We start from the raw sequence: 21,209 nt of genomic DNA on the forward strand, positions 1-21,209 counted from the left end.
AGAGGTATTCTCGTTCGCTTGGTGATGAGGGGAGAGCTACCAATGCCGGAAGGGGCCTGAATCCAAATGTACGTAGCTCGAACGTTTGTAGGAGCCGACCCCACCGTACCGCAGTTCGAGCGCGGCCTGGCGGAGCTTCGTGGTGGAAACACCAGGAATCAAAAGATCGATCGCCTGTCCTTGCATGTGTAAGCTATTCTTGGCGACATGTTGGTCCGTCCGAACCAACATGGCGTTATACTCGGGAGACCGAAAGCCAGAAATCACATGAATCTCTTGCTGACTGCCGAGTTTCTTTTGCACCAAATTCACGTGCTCCAACACACGCACATCCATAGCCCCCACTTCACCCGTGTAATGACAGCGCAAGAGGTCATTCACATCATCAAGCGCTGACAGGTCATAGTTCCCGGCTTCGTCTCGATAGGTGACATCCAGCCGCTCATTGGTCCACACATTCACCAACGTCAGCTTGCCCTCTGGAAGCTCACGAGCCTGCGCCGGCTGTGGGCCAACTAACCGCCCACTCAGTAAGAGAGTCCCCACCAAGGAAACCTGAAGAAATGCTCGCCTGGTCAAGGCCCATTTGGGCTGATCTGTAGTATTCACTGAAACAACTCCCGAAAAAAGTGGACAATACTCGTTAAAAAGCTGTCGGTTTTGTAACAAAAATCATAAATTGGGTCAAACAATTTGTCCCGAGAGGCTTTAAATAGACTCCTCATACCCCATGAATGTATGCTTATCCATCCATGTAAGCATTAATAGATGTATGCGCATGCCTTCGATCTATGAAAATGAAGTGCGCTGGTCGTCTATCAGGATGCCTTGGAGGTACGGCTTACAGGATGAGGCCAATCGGACTCATATTTATTTCACCTCTTGCACCTATGCTAAAAAACATTTTCTTTCTAGACTGTTTCGTGGGTGACAGGTAAGATCGGAAGAAATTAGTAGAGTCTATATGGCGACTATCCTAGTCATTGACGACGAACAATCCATCCGAGGGCTGCTGAAAGAGGTCTTGGTCAAGGCAGGGCACCGCGTGCTCGAAGCCGAGAATGGACGCAAAGGGCTCACGCTCTATCAGAAAGAGCTGGTCGATCTCGTGATCATGGACTTGTTGATGCCGGAGACGGACGGCCTTGAGGCCACGCTTCAGCTCACTCGCGAATATGTCGATGCCAAAGTAATCGCGATCACGGGAGCACAAGGCGATCACAACTTCCTCGATATTGCGAAACTCTTCGGTGCACGTCGCGCCTTCGAAAAGCCATTCGACATCAACAAACTACTTGATGCGGTGAAAGAAGAACTGGCAGCCTAAGCCATAAAGCAGGCTCCCCCTCCCGCGTCCCTCCGATCGAGTACGAGCCGAATTCTTTCAAGCGGCACAAGCAGACAATAGGCCGCCAAGCGTAACACCATAACAACAATGCATGATGCTTGCGCTTCGTTCACGGTCAACACCGTGACACATCGTGTATACTGACGACATCGAATGCATTGAGACAATCATTGCGCTTTTAAGATGATCGTACGATGACCCTTTGGACAGGACTCAAGCTAAAGAGCGGAATGCTGTGGTTTGTACTGGCCGTCCTCGCTATCGCTCCCCTGCTCCCATTCAGTAACTTTGTCGGACACCCGCACTGGGACTATGTTCGTTGGGTCCCTTTTCAAGACTTTGCTCTTTCCCGGAACGTGCTGAAGGACATTGTCGGGAACACGCTCTGGTTCATGGTGTTCGGATATCTGTTTCACTACCAGCTGAATGAGGATTCACGCACTCTCCGGACCATTGCTACAATCACCGCCATCACGGGCGGCATCTCACTATCGACCGAATTCTTCCAAGTCTTCTGTCACAACCGCATCGCTTCGATAACGGATGTGATATGCAATGTGCTCGGGGCCGGTCTCGGGGGGTACCTTGCTGAGAAACAGCGTGCCAACAGCTACAGAACGATAACCAGCGACGTGGGGATGGAAGGTAATGGGTCAAAAACGATTCGATAGATACCCCCGCCTTTACAGCTAGAGCCTCCCGTTGGATAAGAGTACCCCTTCGATCATGGTCACGCTCTCAGTGTCTTTCGCGCAAGGCCTCGCATCATAGCGGGATCAGCATACCCCACTTCACTCAACGCATCCATGAGGTGTATCCCTTTCGAGGAAACTAACTCTCTTGCTTTCGTGTAACTCTTCTCGCTAAACCGCGCAACCGCGGGTTGACCGTTTACGATCTGACAGGCAAGTACCTCTCCGTTCACCTCCAGCGTGCCACCTTGTTCAATCAGCATTTTTGCCCGTGCCACAGTGATACCGTGAAGTTCGGCAAACTCTTGCAATCCACCGGTTTGGACAAGGCGTCCATCCGGCATGATACAGAGCCGTTTGAAATGTGGCGACCAGTCCTTTCGGAAATCGATGTACTTGATGTCGCCACCTTTGGCAACGGTGCGATCCAACGTTCGATAATCCAAGCCCAAATTTTTCTGCTGCAGCTTGGCTTGCAGCTCACCCGGCAGCGTCCTCCAGAAGACTTCCCACGCCGCATCAACCATCGGAAATGCCCTGGATCGCGCCACGTGCTCGGCCTCGGCAAACTGCATGAGGTCCAGCGTCCAGGTTTGTTTCGGACCTTGCCCGGCTGAATCAATCCGGCAGGCAAATAATCCTCGAGTGAGGATGCCACCGATTTGTGGATACACATACGTTCCGCCTGTGGTCAGCAAGGTTGTCATCGTCTCATGCGGGACGTCATAGCTCTCTGAAAGAATCTTGGCGTGGGCTGGGACATCCTCTGCCTCCGTCATCGCACAGACAGTCACATTCCCTGGGGCATCAAACTCAGAGTAATCTTCGACGATATTATAGAGCACCGTCCGCTTCGGCTTCTCGGCCTTCTTCTTGATCTTGAGCATGAGTTACCTTACAGCCATCGAACCTTATACATGAGGCCGTAGATGATCGTACGGCGGTAACATCTGCAAACGTCGATCTTCCACCGGCCCACCAATGGTGAAGTGATAGAGGGATTGCATAGCCAACTCCTTCACACCAATACTCTCGTGGACTGGATCGTCGAAGAAACAACCGATTCCCGTCGCCCGCACTCCTGCCGCTTCCGCTTCCAGATACAAGACCTGCCCGAGCAAGCCCGCTTCCCAAAACATCCGGGGATACCACCAGGCACCTCGTTCCCGCAACGTTCCCTCGAACTCAGCCAACATCCCGAACGAGAACGCACTATCACCGGCTATGTCCTGATGGCAACTCACCTGCACAGCCAGCTTACGGGCATCGCCTTCGAGCAACCAGTAGAGCGGGAGGCCGTCAGGACACTCCGGGGCAAGAGTCCATGTCAGCTCGGGATTCACAGCTTGTTGAGTGAACGTGACCTTCTTCGGATCACGGACGAGGCAATAGAGCCCAGGCGTCAATCCATCCACCCGATGGACAAATATCAGAAGATGAATCGCCGGATCATAGGGCCACACATCCCACGGCATTGGCCGTTCCAACTGTGGCTGTTCACTCCAAGGCATGACGCGCTGCATCATATGAAAAAACGTGCTGGCGGAAATTGACGTCTTGCCGTCAAACGACACTGCGCTTCGGCGCTGGCGGATGATGTGGCCAGCCAACGGACCCACGTTGTTCGTCTCTCGTGAAGCGTGAAGCGTATTGGAGAATGTAAGCCTTATCGCAGGGAGAGTACTCATCGGTCGATCCGTCTGTGGCTTCCACGAGGCATTGGCCGCTTCGTCGATGATGTCCCAGTGGACCCCATGCTCTTGGCTCAGTCGATTGGCTTTCCCATGCCATGTCGCACCGGCCAACTCCTTCACAATCGCCCTATCGAGAAACAACGGCACCGTCCTTTGCTCTCCCCTCACCTCCCTTGAGGGCCAGATCACTGCCAGACAGTCAGGATGTTCCGGTTCAGCTTCTCCAAAGTCATCCTTGCGATCTGTCCCGAGTAGCATCGCCACAGTGTCTTCATCCACACCGTCCAACAGCGCCATGTTCCAACCAAGCGTCGCCGCGGCAATTCGCGTGGAGCCGATTGCATGGCCGACGTCGTGATTGCAGTAGCGGAACGCCCGCTCGCCATATTTCCATGCTTCCCGCCAATGAATCGACGTCAGTCCGAAGAGAAACGCATCGGCCGGAAACGGCGCCAGCAACCGAGCAACCTGTTCAGCCGGAAACTCAGTCCGCCATTCCAGACCATGTTCCTTCGGCGCGTAATGATAGAGGCCAGGTTTGAGATCGAGTCCGTCGATCTTTGGTATGACAACATAGCCTTCTGTCGGATGCAGATTACCGGATGATGGATTACTACGCAGAGCCCACTCCGACTCTCCTGCTTTTTTCCATGCGGACAAGGCCAGGGCGAACTCAAAAAATCGAGAGAGGGTTCGCACGCTGACAGGCTGGCAAGGAACAGCTCCCTGTTCATACATCGCTCCATATGCCGGCGACAACGGCGCTTCATCTGGCTTGAGTAATGGGAGTGGGATGAGCTGAGCACCCTCGAAGCGTCGAAACGGATCAGGCTGATTCGCCCAATCCAGAAACCCCATCGAGCGGGCATAGCGATTGAAATGGTGTTTGGTCCTAATGTGATAATGAATGACTCGATCCACGGGGTCGGTCGAAACTGACTCAGACGTTGTAGCGGGAATCAGATTCTCGGTGCTCATCGTGTATTGAAGCAGTCTACTCAGCTGCTGGAAAGAAAGTAAACCTGACCTTGCAATAAAGGCACACAAATCGTCTACAATGCATTATGTCTCCCGATTATAGGGACCACTTCTAATGCAATACATGGTCGATACCAATATTTTCAACTGGCTGATTGATGGGACTTTGAGCACTGAGAATTTCCCCAAAGACGCCCATTTCGTTGCAACACATATCCAGCATGACGAGTTAAATAAGACCCGTGACTCCGCACGGAAGAACCAATTACTCGATCGGTTCAGCACTCTTGTCGATAGCACAGTTCCCACTGAGTCAACCGTCTTGGGCACTTCTAGACTTGGTTCCTGCAAACTTGGAAACGGAACTCTGTTTAACCAATTAAAGGCGGGTCTGGACTCGCGTAATCATAAGAAACGAAACAACTCAGAAGACGCACTCATTGCCGAAGCAGCGATTGCGAATGGTCATACGTTAGTCACGGCTGATGAGGACTTACGTAATGTCGCAGAGAGGCATGGATGTGCTGTTACCACCTTGGATAAGTACAGATCCACGTAGCACTTTCCAGTGGCCATTATGAGCATCCTCCTCCAATAACTATGCAATTCGACGCAGCCCTTGCCGCACAAGACGCATTCAGCCGATCCGAGCCCGAACTTGGCTCAGATTGGGACCGCGCCGTTGAACTGGAAGACACCTTTTCTTCCAACGCCGGATCGACGGCTCGGGAAGCCTATGAAGGATTACTCGCACTCTCGTCCCGTCATCCCCAGGCCCATGTCTTCCAAGCCTTCTGCATCTACATCACCTGGCAGCAGGTGACGGAAGAGACCATCGCCCATCACTTCCAAACCGGGATCAGACTATCGGAAACCTATCTTGCGTTGCAGGACGGTAAGGATCAACAGGGCATCGCCTATGTGATGGAACTCTACGAGTCATTCCGAGCTGGGCTGGGATTGGAGGAAGAGGACGAGCTGCAAGTCGAGTTTAGGCGAGATACACCCAAAGGTGGAGACTGACTCAAACCGTATCTCGTGAAGCGTCGTTCGTATTGCGCTTCGGATGTGGTTTCCATCCTGCGCTTCACGAATAACGCTTCACTATCCCATGTCGGACAATCATAAACATCGCGCTCGCATTTTTCTTCATCGCGGCGATCTGGTCCAGGCTCGCGCTGCCTGGGAAGCGGCAGTCGCCGATGATCGAACTCCCGGTAATCAGCAAGCACTGTCGGATTCTCTTGGGAACCTTGGCAACACCTGCGCCCTCATGAACGATTTTCCACGCGCAGAACAGTGCTATCGGGAGGTGCTTCAGATTCAACGGACCGAGCGCAATCTCACCGCCGTAGCTCATACTCTGGTCAATCTGGGCAACCTGCATATCGCATCCGACCATCCTGAAAAAGCACGTCCCTACTATCTTGAGGCCATGGATTTTCTGCGCCAGTTACAAGACAACCGAGGACTTGGCATTCTCTACAACAATCTGGCGTTGCAAGAAGCTCGTGACGGTCAGTGGGAGCAAGCCGTGGCCTTATTTAAACTAGCGCTCGATCATCACCGAACGGTCGGCAACGAAGAAGGGCTCGCGGTCACCTATAGCCAACTCGGCAAATGCTATCTCGATCAGGGAGACCACACCAGAGCCGAACGCTGCTTGAACAACGCCTCGGAACACTACATCAAACTCGGGAACGAACCGGCGGAGGCCGCCGTTCTCCGCCTTCTCTCCAAGGTCTACGAGACGCGTCAGGACCATACCGCTGCTCGACGATGTCTTGAGCGTGTGGTGTCACTCGACCAACACTATGCCTTGCCGGAGCTCCGCACCGACTCCGCCCATCTCTCCACGCTGCGCCAATCCGGATAGCTCCCTGTGAATTTCTGCTCCATCGCTCGCTCATCAATTGCATCCTGCCATCGAGCATCCTTTTAACTCCCAGCAGAGCGCGAACCCCGCGCAGTTCCAGACAGAATTTAATCCTCTGCTCCCTTTGAGGCAGTACGCCTGAACACCTGTTGATCAAGTTCCATCTCGCATAAGCCGACAAGATAGTGACCTGGAGATCGTATGGCTTCGCTCATTCGACGATTCACAGCCCTAGTATTCGGAACGATGATGACGGCGTCCTTCGCCCACGCTGGAGATGTCTCCCCCACGATCACGGTCGGCACACAGGAAGTCGGGCTCACCGCCGGCTACATGCTCTCGCATCGCCTCACCTACCTGCACAAAACTCAACAACACGGACCGGCGCTGATGCCATCCTGGATGATCACCCTGACCGATCCAGTGGGTGACGGCTGGTACCGTGGACAAGTCTCGCTCGGCGCAGAGATGGTCTACCTGGAGTTCCGAGAACCGTTGCTGACACACGGCATTGGGTTCACGCCGCGGATCAAGTACACCTTCGTCGCCTTGGGCCGGCTACGACCGTATGCGGAATTCACCGGTGGACCGTTCTGGACCGATCTTGGGGGGCGGGTTCGAGAACAAGCCAATGAATTCAATTTTATCTTGTCGGGTGGCGTGGGTGTGTCATGGTTCATCACGCCGCAGGCCGCCATCAATGTCGGTTACCGCTTCCATCACATTTCTAATGCCGGTACAGCCTTTCCGAATCTTGGTCTGAACGCGAGCCTCCCCTTTGCGGGGTTTTCATTCTTTTTCTGAGGAGACGGCGATCATGACGATGCCTATGTTCCGATGGTCGGTCCTGAGCCTTGCTGGGTTCATGCTGTGCAGCATAACGGGATGCACCAGATGGATCGACGTCAAACCACCCTCTGTCGATTCCAAGGCGATCATGACGCACTCGCTCCCCAATGATGAACGGGTCCCGCTCGTGACCAACTCGTTTCACCTCTCAAGAAACGGGTCATCGCAATATCCCTCTGCCGACCTCGAGCGGCGGATCTTAAGCAGCATCCAGGAAACCAGTCTGTTTTCGACATTGACGCCGCTGGGAGAAAAGTCCGATTCACTGGGAGACAAGGCTGTCTCGGCACGCATTACCATCGAGGAAACCATCGAGCCTCACTCCTGGCTCGCGGCGTTCAAAGGTATCGTCATCGGAGCGTCCATGTTTCTCCTCTCGCCCTTCATTGACCTTGAATATGAGTATGCCGCAACCGTCGCCCTGGAGCTTGAACGGTGGGACGGCCACGTCACACGCTATGAGGGCCGCTCATCCGGCACGGTTTATTACAAACTGTTCGGTGCCACACCGGTCATGATCGATGAGCTCAAGGGACACGTGACGGAAGCCTGCCTCACGGACCTGACTCAACAGCTCGTTCGAGACACCAACCTCTATATGGCTAGCAGCGCCCCGCTCCCGGACGCTGGCATTCGCATGGTGACGGTGAAAGCCAAAAGACCCGCAACCACACACCCCACCCGTGCTCTTGTTCCGGTCACGACGCCGTAGCGAAACCAGATATTTCCCTCCAGCCACCGTTCTCATCTGGCCGATCCTGCTGTTCTAGTGGTATAGTGCCTCCTATGGACATCGACGCGTTTCGCCAGATGGTCGCCAAGAACCCCAAGGGCTTCCTCGGTCGCTATGGGCTCGGCAATAAGATTCTTCAGGAAAACGGCAGCCTCGAAGAAGCGGTCGAACATCTGACGGTCGCCACACAATTGGACCCGACCCATGTAGCCTCTCACCTGGCTCTCGGCCGTGCGTTGATCCGACTGGGCAGAAATACCGAGGCCAAGCCTGTTCTGAATGCAGGCATCGAAGCGGTACGTTCTGGACGATCCAATGGCGGCAAGGACCTCGTGCCTGAGATGCAAGAGTTGCTACATGCACTATGAGGCATGCGCCTCTCCCCTAAAGGAGTCTCTCCGTGAACCTCGACAATGCCAGAAAACGAATTGAATCAGCCGTCACGCAATATGGTCAACACGCTGCCCCGGCCATCGACCTTGTCATGGCAGAAGTGCGGTCTGATATGGGGGCCGGCGCATTCAATGAGTTGGTTGACGAGTTCGATCTTGAGCTGACATACAATATCGCTCCAATGGAATCGGATCATTCTACGAGTTGAGGTAGACTCCTCCTGCTCCCTCGTTCACCCGTGATGCTCACACGCTCCTGCCTATGCCGCTAATCTGGGCTGCTATCTCAGGACATGGATTTGGGCACGCCGCGCAAGTCGTGCCGGTGCTCAACGCACTAGGCCGTCTCGTTCCGAACCTTCGAGTTCTTCTTCGCACCACCGTCCCCGCATCATTCTTCACAGATCGCCTCACGATTCCCTGGGAAACAAGCGCCGTCCAGCAGGACATCGGGTGCATTCAGAACGGCCCCATGACCATCGACGTGGAGGCGACCTGGCACCAATATCACCAATTCCACAGCACTTGGAATGATCGCCTTCACACTGAGATTGGCGCCATGCGTGCTGCCGCTCCGGATCTTGTCTTGGCCGATACTCCGTATTTGGCTTTGGCAGCGGGAAAGGCGGCTACAATTCCTACCATCGCGCTCGTCAGTTTGACCTGGGACCTTGTCCTATCCGACTACCAGGCCCCTCCATCGATTGATGGACGGACAATCATCCAGTCGATTCGACAGGCCTACGGCACAGCTGATCTCGCGCTACGAATGACACCGGCTCCTACCATGACGATCTTCAAAAAATTGATCGACATTGGACCGATCGCCGAACCGGCTCCTTCAGCTCGCGGACAACTCACCGAGTTCCTGAAACTAGCGCCTGGAGAACGCACCGTGCTCATCGGATTCGGCGGTATTCCGCTGGATTCACTCCCGTTCGACCGGTTGGAATCACTCACCGGCTATCGATTCCTCTTCGACGGTTCAGTTCCACCAGCAAGCAAGCGATTAGCCTCCATCACATCACTCCCCTTCTCTTTCAAGACATTGATGGCCTCAGTCGATATCCTCACGACAAAACCAGGCTACGGGACCATGATCGAAGCGGTCGCCTTACGCACTCCCCTGGTGTATATACGCCGGTACAACTTCGCCGACGAACAGTCTCTGGTAGACTATCTGCATCAGTACGGACGAGGCGTTGAACTCTCTATGAGCGACTTCTCACAGGGCCAGTGGTTGTCAGCGCTCAACAAGGTTCTTGACCTCCCTCCAACCGTCGCACCTCCTCCCCTGACCGGGGCGAGCCAAGCAGCTACAGAGCTAGCAACGTTTCTATAGCAGGCTGCGGAAAAACTCATCTCGACCTGTGTCGTCATCACAGATATTGCGGTGTGAGACGACGTTGAATAGCCACGCAGGATGCGCAACAAGGCCGTCCAGCAAGGCCGCAGCGAGGAAAGAGGTGAATCGTACTCTGGGCCGTATGTTGAGCCTCTGAGCGATGCAAGAACGCCGCTGGCGGTCTTGTTCCGCATCCTGATAAATCAGCTCATCCTCGATCCCTGTGCCACGACGATCTTCTGCTCCATCGCTGCATCACACCTTCTTGATCGTTTCCAATCAGAACCTGACTCGCTTGTCTCTCAGCAGACGTGAGGAACGTGGGCTCCTATGTTCCCGACAAAGCCGTCCCAATAACTACGGCCTCTCTAGCGCCCGACTCTTCCGCATAGAAGCTGACGCCCCTCGATATGCCGTTGCATGGATCGGCACCGGCGCCGCGACACAACCGACGTCATCCTTTCGCCAACAGATTTCGTGTTTTGAGCAGGTCACAACCCTCCGCATCTTTTTGTGCGATTTCTTCGTCGCGCGAATCGAGAATGCTATAGTCAAAACCGGTTAACGGATCATCATCTCGATCTCCAAAGCCACGTTCTATGAATACAGCTTCTCAGTTCGCCGCCTCGACGATTGATCCCAAACTCGTGGCCCGAGTCGCCAAAGGCGAGCACCCTGCCCTGGGCCAACTCTACGATCAATCCAGTACCGTCTTATTCAGTCTGGCATTGCACATCCTCGGCAACCGGGAAGACGCAGCGGATGTCCTCCAAGAGATCTATCTCGATGTCTGGAGAAAGGTCGTTCGCTATGATGTCGGTCGAGGCACCCCCATTACCTGGCTTATTACACTGACACGCAACCGGGCTATCGACCGATTGCAGACACGTGGCCCTCGTACTCCACGCCACATCAGCCCGTCCATCGATGATGCCCGGACGAGCCCATTCGACGACCGCCAGAGCGATCTGTTTGATTCACAGACAGACCAAGCACTACGACACCTGATCAGAGAAGCCTGGGCAACCTTGCCGCAGAAACAACAACAAGCAATTGAGCTGGCCTACTATGAGGGCCTGCCCGATACAGAAATCGCAGTGCGGCTCAATCAGCCGGTCGAGGAGGTGAAGACCTCCATCGTGCTCGGCATGACGCACCTCCGCGAGGCATTGCACTCATATTGGGCACAGGATGAAGCGGTATGACACATGACCAGTTAGAAGCCGCTGTCCCCATATACGCCGCCGGAGCGCTCGAGCGGGTTGAGCGACGGGCTTTGGAGACCCATCTGCTTTCAGGATGCAGCTCCTGCCACGCGACGCTGAAAGAGTATCAGTCGGTGGCGGTGACGTTACCGTTCGGACTCACCATCACACCTCCTCCTCGAGGCTTAAAAGGCAAGATTCTGTCGTCCCCTGTGTCGCCCCCTGCCACTGAGCCAGAAACCCAATCATCCTCTCAACCAAGCCTTCAGCCGGGTGAATGGATGAATCATCTCTTCCCACCGTCATCCCCACCGGCCACATCATTCGGGTGGGCATTGGGAACGGTCATCGTGGTGGTCCTGATCATCCTGGTATTTTTTGGATGGAACTCCTCCACACACATGACCGAAGATATGGAGAAGTTGGCTCAGCTGCAGTCTCAAGCAGAGGAAACAAGCTCTCAGCTGGCGGCGCTCCAACAGCAGCTCAGCGAACGCGAAAACACACTCGCCCAAACCCAAGAAGAACTGCAGCGCCGCATGGCTGAACTGGCAGAGGTACGAGATCAGTTGTTTCAGCGAGAAATCGAGCTAGAAGAGATAAAAGACCAACTGCCTCAACCACGTATCAAAACAACACCCATGCCCTAATTACGACGGGTCGTCTCCAGCTCGTCAATTTTCCTCACTCCTGTCCCGCTCTCCAGCTCCTATGCTAGCATGCACGATGACCATCAAGGACTCCACGACATCACCCTTGCTGCCGCCAGAACCGGACGATTCTTACTACATGGAGCTGGCTCTCCAGCAGGCCGCTCTCGCCCCGCAGGCAGGCGAAGTCCCTATCGGCGCAGTCCTCGTGCACAACCACGAAATGATCGCGGCCAGTCACAACTACCGAGAACTTTTACAGGATCCCACGGCCCACGCGGAGATGGTCGTGATCCGTAACGCGGCCGAACAGCTCCGAACGTGGAGACTGACGGACACGACACTCTATGTCACGCTGGAGCCCTGCCCCATGTGCGCCGGAGCGATCGTGCAATCTCGCATTGCGCGGCTTGTGTTTGGAGCCTGGGATCCCAAAGCCGGTGCGTGCGGATCGATCTTTGATATTCCAGCCGAGCGCCGGCTCAACCACCGAGTACAGGTGATGGGAGGCTTGCTCGAACAGGAGAGCCGGAATCTCCTCCAAACGTTCTTTCGAGCCAAGCGAGGTGCTCTTTTGGAAAGTACCAGTCCCCCGAAGTCAGCCTCCTAGCACCGTACTCTCGGCTGGAACAGGTCTTTTGTTAGGGTTGAATGATCAAGCCGTCGCCACGATCATTGCTTTCGGCACCGGCGGGCTGTACGCGATGTTCACCGTGACAACGGGAGTCGGATTATACACTCGCCTGACCGGACGCTGGAATCCAGCACTTGGCCAGTTGAAACTTGGCCGCCCCTATGCGGTGTCGCCGGACGCCCCCTGGTGGCAACTCTGGGCCGTACCGTTGGTACTCGGCAGCATTCTGGGGTTGACCACACTCTATGTGCTGATCGGTAAAGTCCGGGGAACGGAGTCACCAGAATCATCCCCATGAGGACAACAGCCTCTATCCTTCTCTTGAAAAGGCAAGAACGCCGTTGGCGGACTCTTTCACCATCCTGTTAAAAGCTGTTGGTCATGAGTTCTATGACCGCAAACAGCCCATAGGCACCGGAAGGCAGAGCCACCGCTCGAAACACCGGCAATTCGGCATAGGGGAGAAACGCCCCCTCCCTGAGCGTGCCGATGGTGGCCATAATCTGGTCGAGCTGCTGGGAGGACGCCGGTTCGAGGCCAGCCAGACGACGCTCGGACAACTCATTCATCACCAGACGTCTCGCTTCCTCCGATGACGTTCTGAGCCGAATAGCACTTGCCACGACATACGCCGCGCCCACCCCCACAACGATCCCGAGGCCGATAGAAAAGTTCCAATTATCGAAATACTCCGCCCTAGCCAGCAACATGAGGCCCATCAGGGTCGCCGGATAATAGACAAAGACGTCGATCCTCGCGGTCAACCGCGCGACCAGTTGCAGTTTGTTCAAGCAGTCTGTAGGGCTCGCACAGCCAAGCTCTTTCGTGACAAGCTTGCGCACGAAGACACTGGTCGTGCGTGTCAGATCCAAAACGAGAAAGATGACGACGATCATCATCAAAACGGCTGCAATCAGCACCAATTTATTGACTTGCCACACCACATTCCCACGAAACGGGGTGGCAGGTTGGCCATACAATTCCATGATAAATTGCCCCACCAGTAAGAAGATAACGCTGCAGCAGAGCACCCGTCCCCACAGAAAAAGCGGTTTCAATCGTGTCCGATATTCAACCCAGATATCAGCGGGCTCCGCCGATAGGTCGCTCAGCGACCAGCTGTTCACGCTCCACGGCATACCCCACCGGCTCCACCGTGCCAGACGTGCAAAACGAGAGAGTAGCTCAAGATTTAGCAACATCGGTACGCTTGCGTACGCCACGTGCGCACGGGGAACTAACAGGTTGTAAAAACTTCTTTCAATCTCCTCGCATGTATTTCGTAGCCGCTTTCTAATTCGCACGATGAATACGAAAGCCAGTACGATCACCGCTCCCCTCAGGAGCTGACTCGGCCAGATGCTCACCCCATCAAGGAATGAGAACGGCTCTCCCGCCTCGTGATCGGCTACGAGGCTCGGCACCACTGCGAACCACAGCAACCAACTCATGGCCCCAAATATCGCCAGCATGCCGAGGATGCGTGGAGGATTCGAGAGCACTGTCCTGCAAGCTGAGCGAGTCACCCCATACACCGTCTCGCTGGCCAGGAGAAACAACAGCCACCCGACGGCGACGGCCATTGCGACATAGGCCACTGCCTTTCGTGCGTCGTCGGCTGACGGCGGTTGAGGCCGCGGCTCGTGGATTGACTGAATGATCTGAGTCTCACTGAAAGGAACCCGCTCGATGCTCAGATCGACTGGTCCATTCTTCCCGATCTCATGCAGCCTGGGCTGCGGCGAAACCACGAAGTAGGTGGTGGCCTGTCCTCCTAGCGGCTGAATGGCATATTGCCACACCGGCGGTCCCAGAGGCCCGGCTGGGCACAGATCACCTGGTGCCAATGTGCCAAGTGTACGCAGCTCCGCGTAAATGGCATATCGCCACGCCGGCAGCTCCTGAAGCCCGGCTGAGCATAGATCACCTGGTGCCAGCGTGCCAAGCGCCCGCATCACCGCGTAGAATGTGGCGGTTTGATACGTATCACGGAATGGCGGGATGGCCTTCTGAAGCTTTTTATTGAGCGTCAGTCCAAAGTGAGAGGCCACGACCAGGTTGCGAGTCCACGGCATCTCTCGCGGGTGAAAGAGTCTCGCATCCAGGTCCGTGGTGAAGAAGATCACATGCGGGAAGTTTTGCTTGAGGGCCTGCAAAATGAGCAGCTTGTCATAGACGTCGCTCCCCAGCACCCCGATGGCTTTGAAACCAGGGCACTTTCCTTTCAAAATTCCGCACGAAGCCTCGGCTTCAGCTTCCTTCAACACCTGGACCAGGCGCCGCACATAATCCAACTGGCTGCGCCCCTCCGGTCGCTCTAATTGCTCCGTGAGTTTGCGGCGTTCATTGAGCGACGGCGGAGCCTTGTCACCCCCCTGTGAAGCGTCTCCCTGTCCGTCTTTCCCTTTCTCCTTCGGCAATTCACCGTCCAGGCCACGAAGATAGCTGAATTGCTGGATGCGCCGGTCAAGCTTTTCATCCGTTGCTGATCTATCCATATCTTTCACTGCGTCCTTGAACTCTCGCGGCAGAACTCGACCGTAGAGTGTATCCCACTCGGAAACCAACACCACAAGGTCGCATCGCGAGCCTTTCGGACAGGTCTCTCCAAGTGCAACTCCTCGTCGTCCCAACTCCTTGACGAGTTCCTTCATCAGCTCATCATCCGTGGGCACCATCCGCTGGAAAGACACATTCGCATCACGCAAGATGTCGGCCACACCCTTCTTCCCCTTGTATATCCCTTTCTCAGGAACAGTCGACCAGGGGGAATAGACTTCCAGTTCCAAAAGGTTGTCCCTAGGACCAGAAGTACTCGCAACACTCTCTTCCCTGGGTTTGGAACGGGTGGCCTCGCTGACCATGGAAGCTAAAGTCCCTGAAAACCGCGGGCCGATGACCTTGAACGTGATCGTCTTGCCCTGATCTTCAAATTCCTTGGAAACGATGCGACGCATCGTTTCCAAGCTGGCAACAGGACATCTTCCAAGATCCTGGTCCTTAATCCAGAGCACGAGTGCCTGAGATGGGGCAACTGCCGAGGATTCGTACCACTCCACAGGCACACGCGCGTCGCGCCAGTCGAGCCATGCCTTCTTACTGTCTTGGCAGACAGCAGCAGGCATCTCTTCTTTGGGCCATAGGAAGAAACGGATGTGTTCTCCGTCAACCGGATCGAAGCCTGATTGTTCCAGACCAGCAAGCACGGCATACCGTTGGCGAAGTCGCGATTCGGCAGGATCGGCATAGGGTGCGCCGTCAGTCAGTAGCGCCAACACGGTGACCTTTGAGATGTCTGTATGTACTCCTTCCTCGACCAAATCCTGTAAGGAGTGGGTATGCTCTAATTTGCCATTTTGTTTCTCCACGTCTCGATGTCTGCTCACCGCATCGAAGGGATCTTGCCACAGCCGAGCCTGGACCCTCCGGTCTCCGACCACTTCGAGTCTTTGACTTGAAAGCTCTTCAACCGGACGCGAGCTCTTCAGGGGGCCCTCGTAGAGCCAGACTGCCCCGAGAACCGCGCTGGCCAGCAGAACGAGGTTTTGAACTGGGAGTTTCACTTCTGACTTCTCGTCGGACGGCATTCGTACGCTCCGTGTGAATGAATCCAGCGAGGCCTGTCACTGAGGAGGTAAGCAGATGGCATGCCACAAATAAATACTGCAAGCCCTCGACAGGCAACAATTTTCAGACACGGCGAAACGTGACGAGCCGACGAGCGTATCTATTCTGATACGCCCTATGAATCCAATTAGATTCATGGGGCGTGACGCAATCCATGACACCATTGCATCACGGCGTCCGGTAAAGGATGGACAGATTGATCCCAACCACGTGCTGATCGGCAAAGTCCGAGGAACGACACTGCCGGAAACTTCTTCGTGAGGACGGTATCCGCTGAGGGCTGGAGGATTCCTTCAACAGCCTGCGACTGACCGTTCATCGTTCTGTGTCGTTGACTGTGGAACGTGCGCATGGTACGGTGCAGTCAGTGATTTGACTAACCCGGTTGCTTCCCTAGGTTCTTTCCCGTACTCACTCCGTCAATAGTCACTCCGCGTCTGATCGAGATCGAATCAAGGAGTCTGTCTGAAAGTTTTTCTCATTCACGTTCGCGATCCGCAGTTCTACGCCCTTCCGGCTAAAACACGTGCTGCCAACGGCAATGTTCGTGTGATGGGATTCCCTCCCATTGGCATCATGTCACTGTCATCTGTTATCAAGCAGGCGGGGCACGAATGTGTGATGTTCGATCAGGCGAACCCCGACACCCCGAACCAGGTCATTATTGACCAGATCAATCAAGAGCAACCCGCGCTCGTCGGCCTCAGTTTTTTGAGTACCACCAGCTATCCCTATGCCAAGATGCTCGCGCGGGAGATTCGTGCGACCAATCAGAAAGTAAAGCTCGCGTTCGGCGGCGTGTTTGCCAGCCTGAATGCCCCGCTCGTAAAGTTGCAATGTCCTGAAGTCGACTTTGTCTGTCGAGGCGACGGCGAGCAACTGCTGCTCGATCTGCTTGCAAATTTTGACAACCCGCAAGATGTCGCAAGCTTAACCTGGATGAAGGATGGGCAGGTCATCCAAAATCCAAACCGCGCCATGGAACGGCAGCTCGATCAGTGGCCATTTCCTGATCGTGAGAGCCTGAAGCTCGACTATGTCGAGTCCATGCCGCTGGACGTCCCGGTTGTGCTCTCGATGGACCGGTTCACGACGATGCAAACCTCTCGTGGGTGCCCCTGGCCCTGTATCTTCTGCGACATCCCGATCTTCAACGAGGGGAAGTGGCGAGCCCGCAGCCCGCAACATGTGGTCGCGGAGATGAAGTATCTCGAAGGACTGGGCTATAAGTCAGTCGGGTTTGTCGACGATCATTTCCTGCTACAGCCCAAGCGGATCGAAGCGATTTGCAAGGGCATTATGGATGAAAAGCTCACGATCCGATGGGGCATCGAGGGACGCGTAGATTCCGTCGCCCAACATCTCTTCCCCGCCATGGCCAAGGCCAATTGCCAGGCCATGATGTTCGGCATCGAGAGCGGCAGTCAAAGGATTCTCGATCGCTTAAAGAAGGAACAGACGCTGGATCAAGTGACGACCGCGGTCAAGAATGCGAAGAAGGCCGGGATAACGATCGTGCACGGATTCTTCACGGTGGGCAACCCGGACGAGACGATTGAGGATATGAACGCCACCTTCGACTTTGCCTCGAGGCTTCCGCTCGATACTTTTGGGTTCAATCGGCTCTGTGTCTATCGAGGCACCCCCTTGTGGCAGGAATATGTGAAGCGCGGGTTGGTGAACGAAAACACGGATTGGTACAAATATTTTAAATGTTCAGAGATCGATCCGACCTGTCTCTCAGGAGAAACGATCAACCGCGTACGACAGGCCGGAATTAAAAAGCTTTTTGGCTATAAACTTCTCCACTACCCCCTCCAAACCTTTCAACTCCTCCGCCGCTTCTTGCGGCATATGGCAGTACGAGACGTGGCCTATCTCCTCCTGAAGCCGTTCATGGGCCAGAAGAAAGGCGCGACTAAAGCTGAAGTCCTCTCACGCTTAGTCGAGCACGCCGACATGAAAGATGCTGCCGCGCAGCTGACCCAGGTGGCGGATGATATGCTCCACAACGTCTTTGAAGCCTCACGTCTCGAACGCCAGCGGATTCAGCAAGCAGCAGAAGGATCGCGCGAACTGCCGATGATCCAAAGCAGATAGGTCCTACGCGGGCGTTCCATCTCCACAGAGTGTATCGTTCTTTAAGTTACGGCTGGCACTCGCTATCTACACCCAGTTGGATGGCGATCACCCCCCCTTACCCGAACCAATCCACTACACCACCTGCTTCAAGCACGTGGCACAGTCAGTATCAGTAGCCCCACTGGCATCCGGGCCGTACTCCTGAAGTGGGATGTAGGGAAACGACATCAGCCTGCGCTCGGCCTCTCATCAGTCAGCTACAACCGAGCCAGTGGGCTGATACTCTTCCACACGACCAGGCTGCTCCTCAAAACCACCAGCCGTTTTCTCAAAGACCTCAACTTTCAAAAAATGGCGGCTACAATATCGACAAACTCGAACTAACGTTGACCATCTTCAGGCTCAAATTCCACTGACCTCTAAGAACAGCGACCATACGCTCACCGGCGTATGGAACCACCATTTAAAATCAAACCCCAACTATGCCTTCGGCCGAATGCCTCAGCCCATTCATGCAGTAGTGGATGACCAGCGACAATTTTTCGAAGATGCATCGCAAATGCTCACTTCAACCTTTGACTCGAAAGACAGTTGCTGTCAAATTTTTCTTGCACTTTTCACGAGAACGTCTGTGCCTGCTTGACCGCCAGCTAATGGGGACTCCCCATAGGACATCGCTTGTGCCATTTCTTCCCCCATGAGGCATGTATCTGAAATGTTCTGGCGATGTATCGAACAAGATACACTTGATCGCGCACGTGACCTGTACCGAGGAATAGTCCATTCGTATCATGCCGTGAACAAACGTGATTATCCAACCTGCATGCTTGAGGCATGCAGGTTGCGTAGACTCAGCAGCAGAGCATCATCCAGGGAGAGTCTGAGTAGGTCCTAAACCTGGATGACGCACCGTGAAGGCTTCAGCGTTCGACGTATCCGGAACGATCGAATTTGATTGAGGCGACACAGCACGCCATAACGCAGGTTATGACCGAGTATCATTCATTCACATCACTCGCAAAGGAGAAAGCCATGAATAAATATAAAAAACAATATGCACCAAGCGTTGAACCAAATATTAGACACCATCACTTCGTACATGGCCGAATGTGTCGCGGTCTGGTCATGGCGGCAGTTGGACTTGTCGTATCCTTCGGCGTCGCAGCGAATGCCAGTGCCGACTCTTTGAAATGCAAGGTGGACTTCAAGCTGACGAACGAGAAATCCACAGCCGTCAAAGTCGTTTCGATAATCTACGAGGCTGACCAGAAGGAACATACAGAAGGGCTCGATAACAAGAAATTGTCAGCGGGTGAGATGGACATCTGGAAGACCGTCACGCTTCAGGAGGTCGCCGCTGGCAATCCGATTACTCGATTCAGAATTCAGTATCGGAACGATACCAGCGGTCAAGGTAAACCGAGCAGTCCGTGGGGGCCAGTTGTTAAGACAGTGTATTTAAAGCCCGTCAATGGCGGCGATTGCTTTGATGGTAGAGTCTACGAACTCGCAGTGCCATAGCTTGTTCCACGACAGCAAAAAGGAGCCGAGAAATGGCGGGAGGCCGTAACGCCTCCCGCCTCATGAAACGAGTGGTCAGGTAAAATAGTCGCTCATCTCAGCGGTGTCGGCTTTCAACTAATCCGCTCCAGGCACCCATCCTGATTGAAACATATGAGCGATCCTCGACAGGGATCCTCCCCAGCCAATGGAACCTAGATGCTCTAGACAACCGTCGGTCCTCAACCACATCTGCTCGATACAGCATTGAATGTTTGACTGTCAGATAGTGCCAACCTCATCGTGGCTCAGAGCCAATGCGTATCAGTCAAGACTCAAGTGGAGTGGAAGCATGAAGGAACGGTCATCGAATCTCATGATGAGTGCGTGGTCTGATCCAAACCATTTGGCAATCCTCTAGTTCCATCATTCATTTCAGCTCCTAACAAAATGCATGGTGCAGATCGAAGGCACCTGCTCTTACAACAGCTAGTCAACCAAATAGTGTCAACTGGAGATGGATTCGACATCTATTTCTTACGCGGTAGCTCGATACGACTTGAGAACTATTCGGATCACCAAAATGTCATCGCGCATATACCTCCAAGACAGTACTGGGTCGTCATCACCACAGAGAACCATCTCGCCTTTTTGCTGATCGGTTCTCACATTATCTCAGCGTACACTCCTGAGTCTCAGTGGATATACCTCTCCTCGTCTCTCACAAGGCAGGCCCTATCACGATCATCGACGAACGCTGACGACCTTGATCCATATTAAGGTAAGGCAACACGTGTCGTCTGCTAGCTCGAATTCACTGTCAGAACATCCCGCTAGAAATTGCAAGAGCATGTTTTAAGCGGGGGCCAGTTGTTTTGCCCGCCGCAGTTGCCCGACCGGCACCAATCTCGCCGCTACATGGCCCGTGGTATCCTCTTCCACTGGACGAATTTCGTAGGGGCGCTCCGTTTTGAGCCGGGTATACATGATCCGGCACAACCCCACGAGCCACACCTCCGTCAGGAGCCCGTATACCCGAATGACGCCGCCCTGCTACCTGCAAATTCCCATGGTAGACTCAATCCGTATTTTGCGCGCAACATGCCAAGCTCATCAGGCAGTCCAGACACTCTGCCATATCCCGTGAGAGCTTCAATGAATTTTGACTCACGTTTCAGCTGTTCGTCGATAGCCACATCCACCCAATACAGCTTCTGCCATTTTCAAAATCACGTGAATGATGACTCCTCTATCCTAATCGTGCAGCATGGTGCAAAGACATTCAGTAGATCAAGACACACCAGGACGTACACAACTCTAACCAAGCCGCGATGGAGGTTGTTGGACATGTCCAACAAGATTTTGCCTCTTCCCAAGACGCAAACTTATCTCAGAGTTGGAGACGAACCAGTACAAGCTAAAATTTTATCCAAACCGTGATGAGCCATGATGGATGGTAGTGGTGTTTGTTGGACATGTCCAACAACTGAGCCAGCCCACATTAGCCATTCGTGACAGAGATCAGCTGGCGCTGAATGGGTCAATGAATTCAGTCTGTGAAGCTACTGGATTGAGAAAACGACTGTGATGAAATGGACTGTTCT

At 54.2% G+C, this 21,209-nt stretch carries 19 protein-coding genes and 1 pseudogene; 16 read left to right on the forward strand and 4 right to left on the reverse strand.

Annotated features, from left to right (window positions below):
- Window positions 1-36: 36 nt before the first annotated feature.
- Window positions 37-579, reverse strand: a complete 543-nt coding sequence (locus E8D52_02365) for a DUF882 domain-containing protein (GenBank protein TKB70351.1) — start codon at window positions 577-579, stop codon at window positions 37-39.
- Window positions 580-964: 385 nt separating this feature from the next.
- Between E8D52_02365 and E8D52_02370 the strand changes: the two genes are divergently transcribed.
- Both E8D52_02370 and E8D52_02375 read left to right on the forward strand, forming a co-directional pair.
- The gene (locus tag E8D52_02370) at window positions 965-1,327 is read left to right on the forward strand and encodes a response regulator (protein TKB69922.1); all 363 of its coding nucleotides are present in this window, start codon (window positions 965-967) and stop codon (window positions 1,325-1,327) included.
- A gap of 215 nt (window positions 1,328-1,542) precedes the next feature.
- Window positions 1,543-2,019 (forward strand): VanZ family protein, encoded by a 477-nt coding sequence (locus E8D52_02375; protein ID TKB69923.1) that lies wholly within the window; start codon window positions 1,543-1,545, stop codon window positions 2,017-2,019.
- Window positions 2,020-2,078: 59 nt separating this feature from the next.
- On the opposite strand, the gene E8D52_02380 is transcribed toward E8D52_02375, so the two are convergent.
- Window positions 2,079-2,927 (reverse strand): hypothetical protein, encoded by an 849-nt coding sequence (locus E8D52_02380; GenBank protein ID TKB69924.1) that lies wholly within the window; start codon window positions 2,925-2,927, stop codon window positions 2,079-2,081.
- Window positions 2,928-2,951: 24 nt separating this feature from the next.
- Window positions 2,952-4,712 (reverse strand): SagB/ThcOx family dehydrogenase, encoded by a 1,761-nt coding sequence (locus tag E8D52_02385; protein TKB69925.1) that lies wholly within the window; start codon window positions 4,710-4,712, stop codon window positions 2,952-2,954.
- Between the two features lie 124 nt (window positions 4,713-4,836).
- On the opposite strand from E8D52_02385, the gene E8D52_02390 reads away from it, so the two are divergent.
- The 12 genes and pseudogenes from E8D52_02390 to E8D52_02445 all read left to right on the forward strand — a co-directional run bounded on the left by E8D52_02390 (window position 4,837) and on the right by E8D52_02445 (window position 12,694).
- Window positions 4,837-5,271 carry a hypothetical protein gene (locus E8D52_02390; GenBank protein ID TKB69926.1) on the forward strand — a complete coding sequence of 145 codons (435 nt, stop codon included), beginning with the start codon at window positions 4,837-4,839 and terminating at the stop codon, window positions 5,269-5,271.
- 41 nt (window positions 5,272-5,312) lie between these two features.
- Window positions 5,313-5,735, forward strand: a complete 423-nt coding sequence (locus tag E8D52_02395) for a hypothetical protein (GenBank protein ID TKB69927.1) — start codon at window positions 5,313-5,315, stop codon at window positions 5,733-5,735.
- A 43-nt stretch (window positions 5,736-5,778) separates the two neighbouring features.
- The gene (locus E8D52_02400) at window positions 5,779-6,588 is read left to right on the forward strand and encodes a tetratricopeptide repeat protein (protein TKB69928.1); all 810 of its coding nucleotides are present in this window, start codon (window positions 5,779-5,781) and stop codon (window positions 6,586-6,588) included.
- A gap of 201 nt (window positions 6,589-6,789) precedes the next feature.
- A complete protein-coding gene (locus E8D52_02405; protein TKB69929.1) occupies window positions 6,790-7,392 on the forward strand; it encodes an acyloxyacyl hydrolase in 603 nt (200 codons plus the stop codon).
- A gap of 13 nt (window positions 7,393-7,405) precedes the next feature.
- Window positions 7,406-8,149 carry a hypothetical protein gene (locus E8D52_02410; protein TKB69930.1) on the forward strand — a complete coding sequence of 248 codons (744 nt, stop codon included), beginning with the start codon at window positions 7,406-7,408 and terminating at the stop codon, window positions 8,147-8,149.
- Between the two features lie 74 nt (window positions 8,150-8,223).
- A complete protein-coding gene (locus E8D52_02415) occupies window positions 8,224-8,538 on the forward strand; it encodes a tetratricopeptide repeat protein (GenBank protein TKB69931.1) in 315 nt (104 codons plus the stop codon).
- A gap of 32 nt (window positions 8,539-8,570) precedes the next feature.
- The gene (locus E8D52_02420; GenBank protein TKB69932.1) at window positions 8,571-8,771 is read left to right on the forward strand and encodes a hypothetical protein; all 201 of its coding nucleotides are present in this window, start codon (window positions 8,571-8,573) and stop codon (window positions 8,769-8,771) included.
- Window positions 8,772-8,824: 53 nt separating this feature from the next.
- Window positions 8,825-9,904, forward strand: a complete 1,080-nt coding sequence (locus E8D52_02425; GenBank protein TKB69933.1) for a hypothetical protein — start codon at window positions 8,825-8,827, stop codon at window positions 9,902-9,904.
- 602 nt (window positions 9,905-10,506) lie between these two features.
- Window positions 10,507-11,112 (forward strand): sigma-70 family RNA polymerase sigma factor, encoded by a 606-nt coding sequence (locus tag E8D52_02430; protein ID TKB69934.1) that lies wholly within the window; start codon window positions 10,507-10,509, stop codon window positions 11,110-11,112.
- Window positions 11,109-11,762 carry a hypothetical protein gene (locus E8D52_02435; protein ID TKB69935.1) on the forward strand — a complete coding sequence of 218 codons (654 nt, stop codon included), beginning with the start codon at window positions 11,109-11,111 and terminating at the stop codon, window positions 11,760-11,762. The genes E8D52_02430 and E8D52_02435 overlap by 4 nt, the downstream gene beginning before the upstream one ends.
- Before the next feature lie 139 nt (window positions 11,763-11,901).
- Window positions 11,902-12,372, forward strand: coding sequence for a nucleoside deaminase (locus E8D52_02440; GenBank protein ID TKB70352.1), 471 nt, complete (start codon window positions 11,902-11,904; stop codon window positions 12,370-12,372).
- Window position 12,373: 1 nt separating this feature from the next.
- A pseudogene (locus E8D52_02445) lies at window positions 12,374-12,694 on the forward strand (amino acid permease).
- A gap of 67 nt (window positions 12,695-12,761) precedes the next feature.
- Here E8D52_02445 and E8D52_02450 read toward each other — a convergent pair.
- Window positions 12,762-15,983 carry a hypothetical protein gene (locus E8D52_02450; protein TKB69936.1) on the reverse strand — a complete coding sequence of 1,074 codons (3,222 nt, stop codon included), beginning with the start codon at window positions 15,981-15,983 and terminating at the stop codon, window positions 12,762-12,764.
- A gap of 505 nt (window positions 15,984-16,488) precedes the next feature.
- Here E8D52_02450 and E8D52_02455 point away from each other — a divergent pair.
- Both E8D52_02455 and E8D52_02460 read left to right on the forward strand, forming a co-directional pair.
- Complete coding sequence (locus tag E8D52_02455; GenBank protein ID TKB69937.1) at window positions 16,489-18,123, forward strand: B12-binding domain-containing radical SAM protein; 1,635 nt, start codon at window positions 16,489-16,491, stop codon at window positions 18,121-18,123.
- 1,014 nt (window positions 18,124-19,137) lie between these two features.
- Complete coding sequence (locus E8D52_02460) at window positions 19,138-19,626, forward strand: hypothetical protein (protein TKB69938.1); 489 nt, start codon at window positions 19,138-19,140, stop codon at window positions 19,624-19,626.
- Window positions 19,627-21,209: the final 1,583 nt, after the last annotated feature.

Source organism: Nitrospira sp., assembly GCA_005116745.1.
Taxonomy (GTDB): domain Bacteria; phylum Nitrospirota; class Nitrospiria; order Nitrospirales; family Nitrospiraceae; genus Nitrospira_D.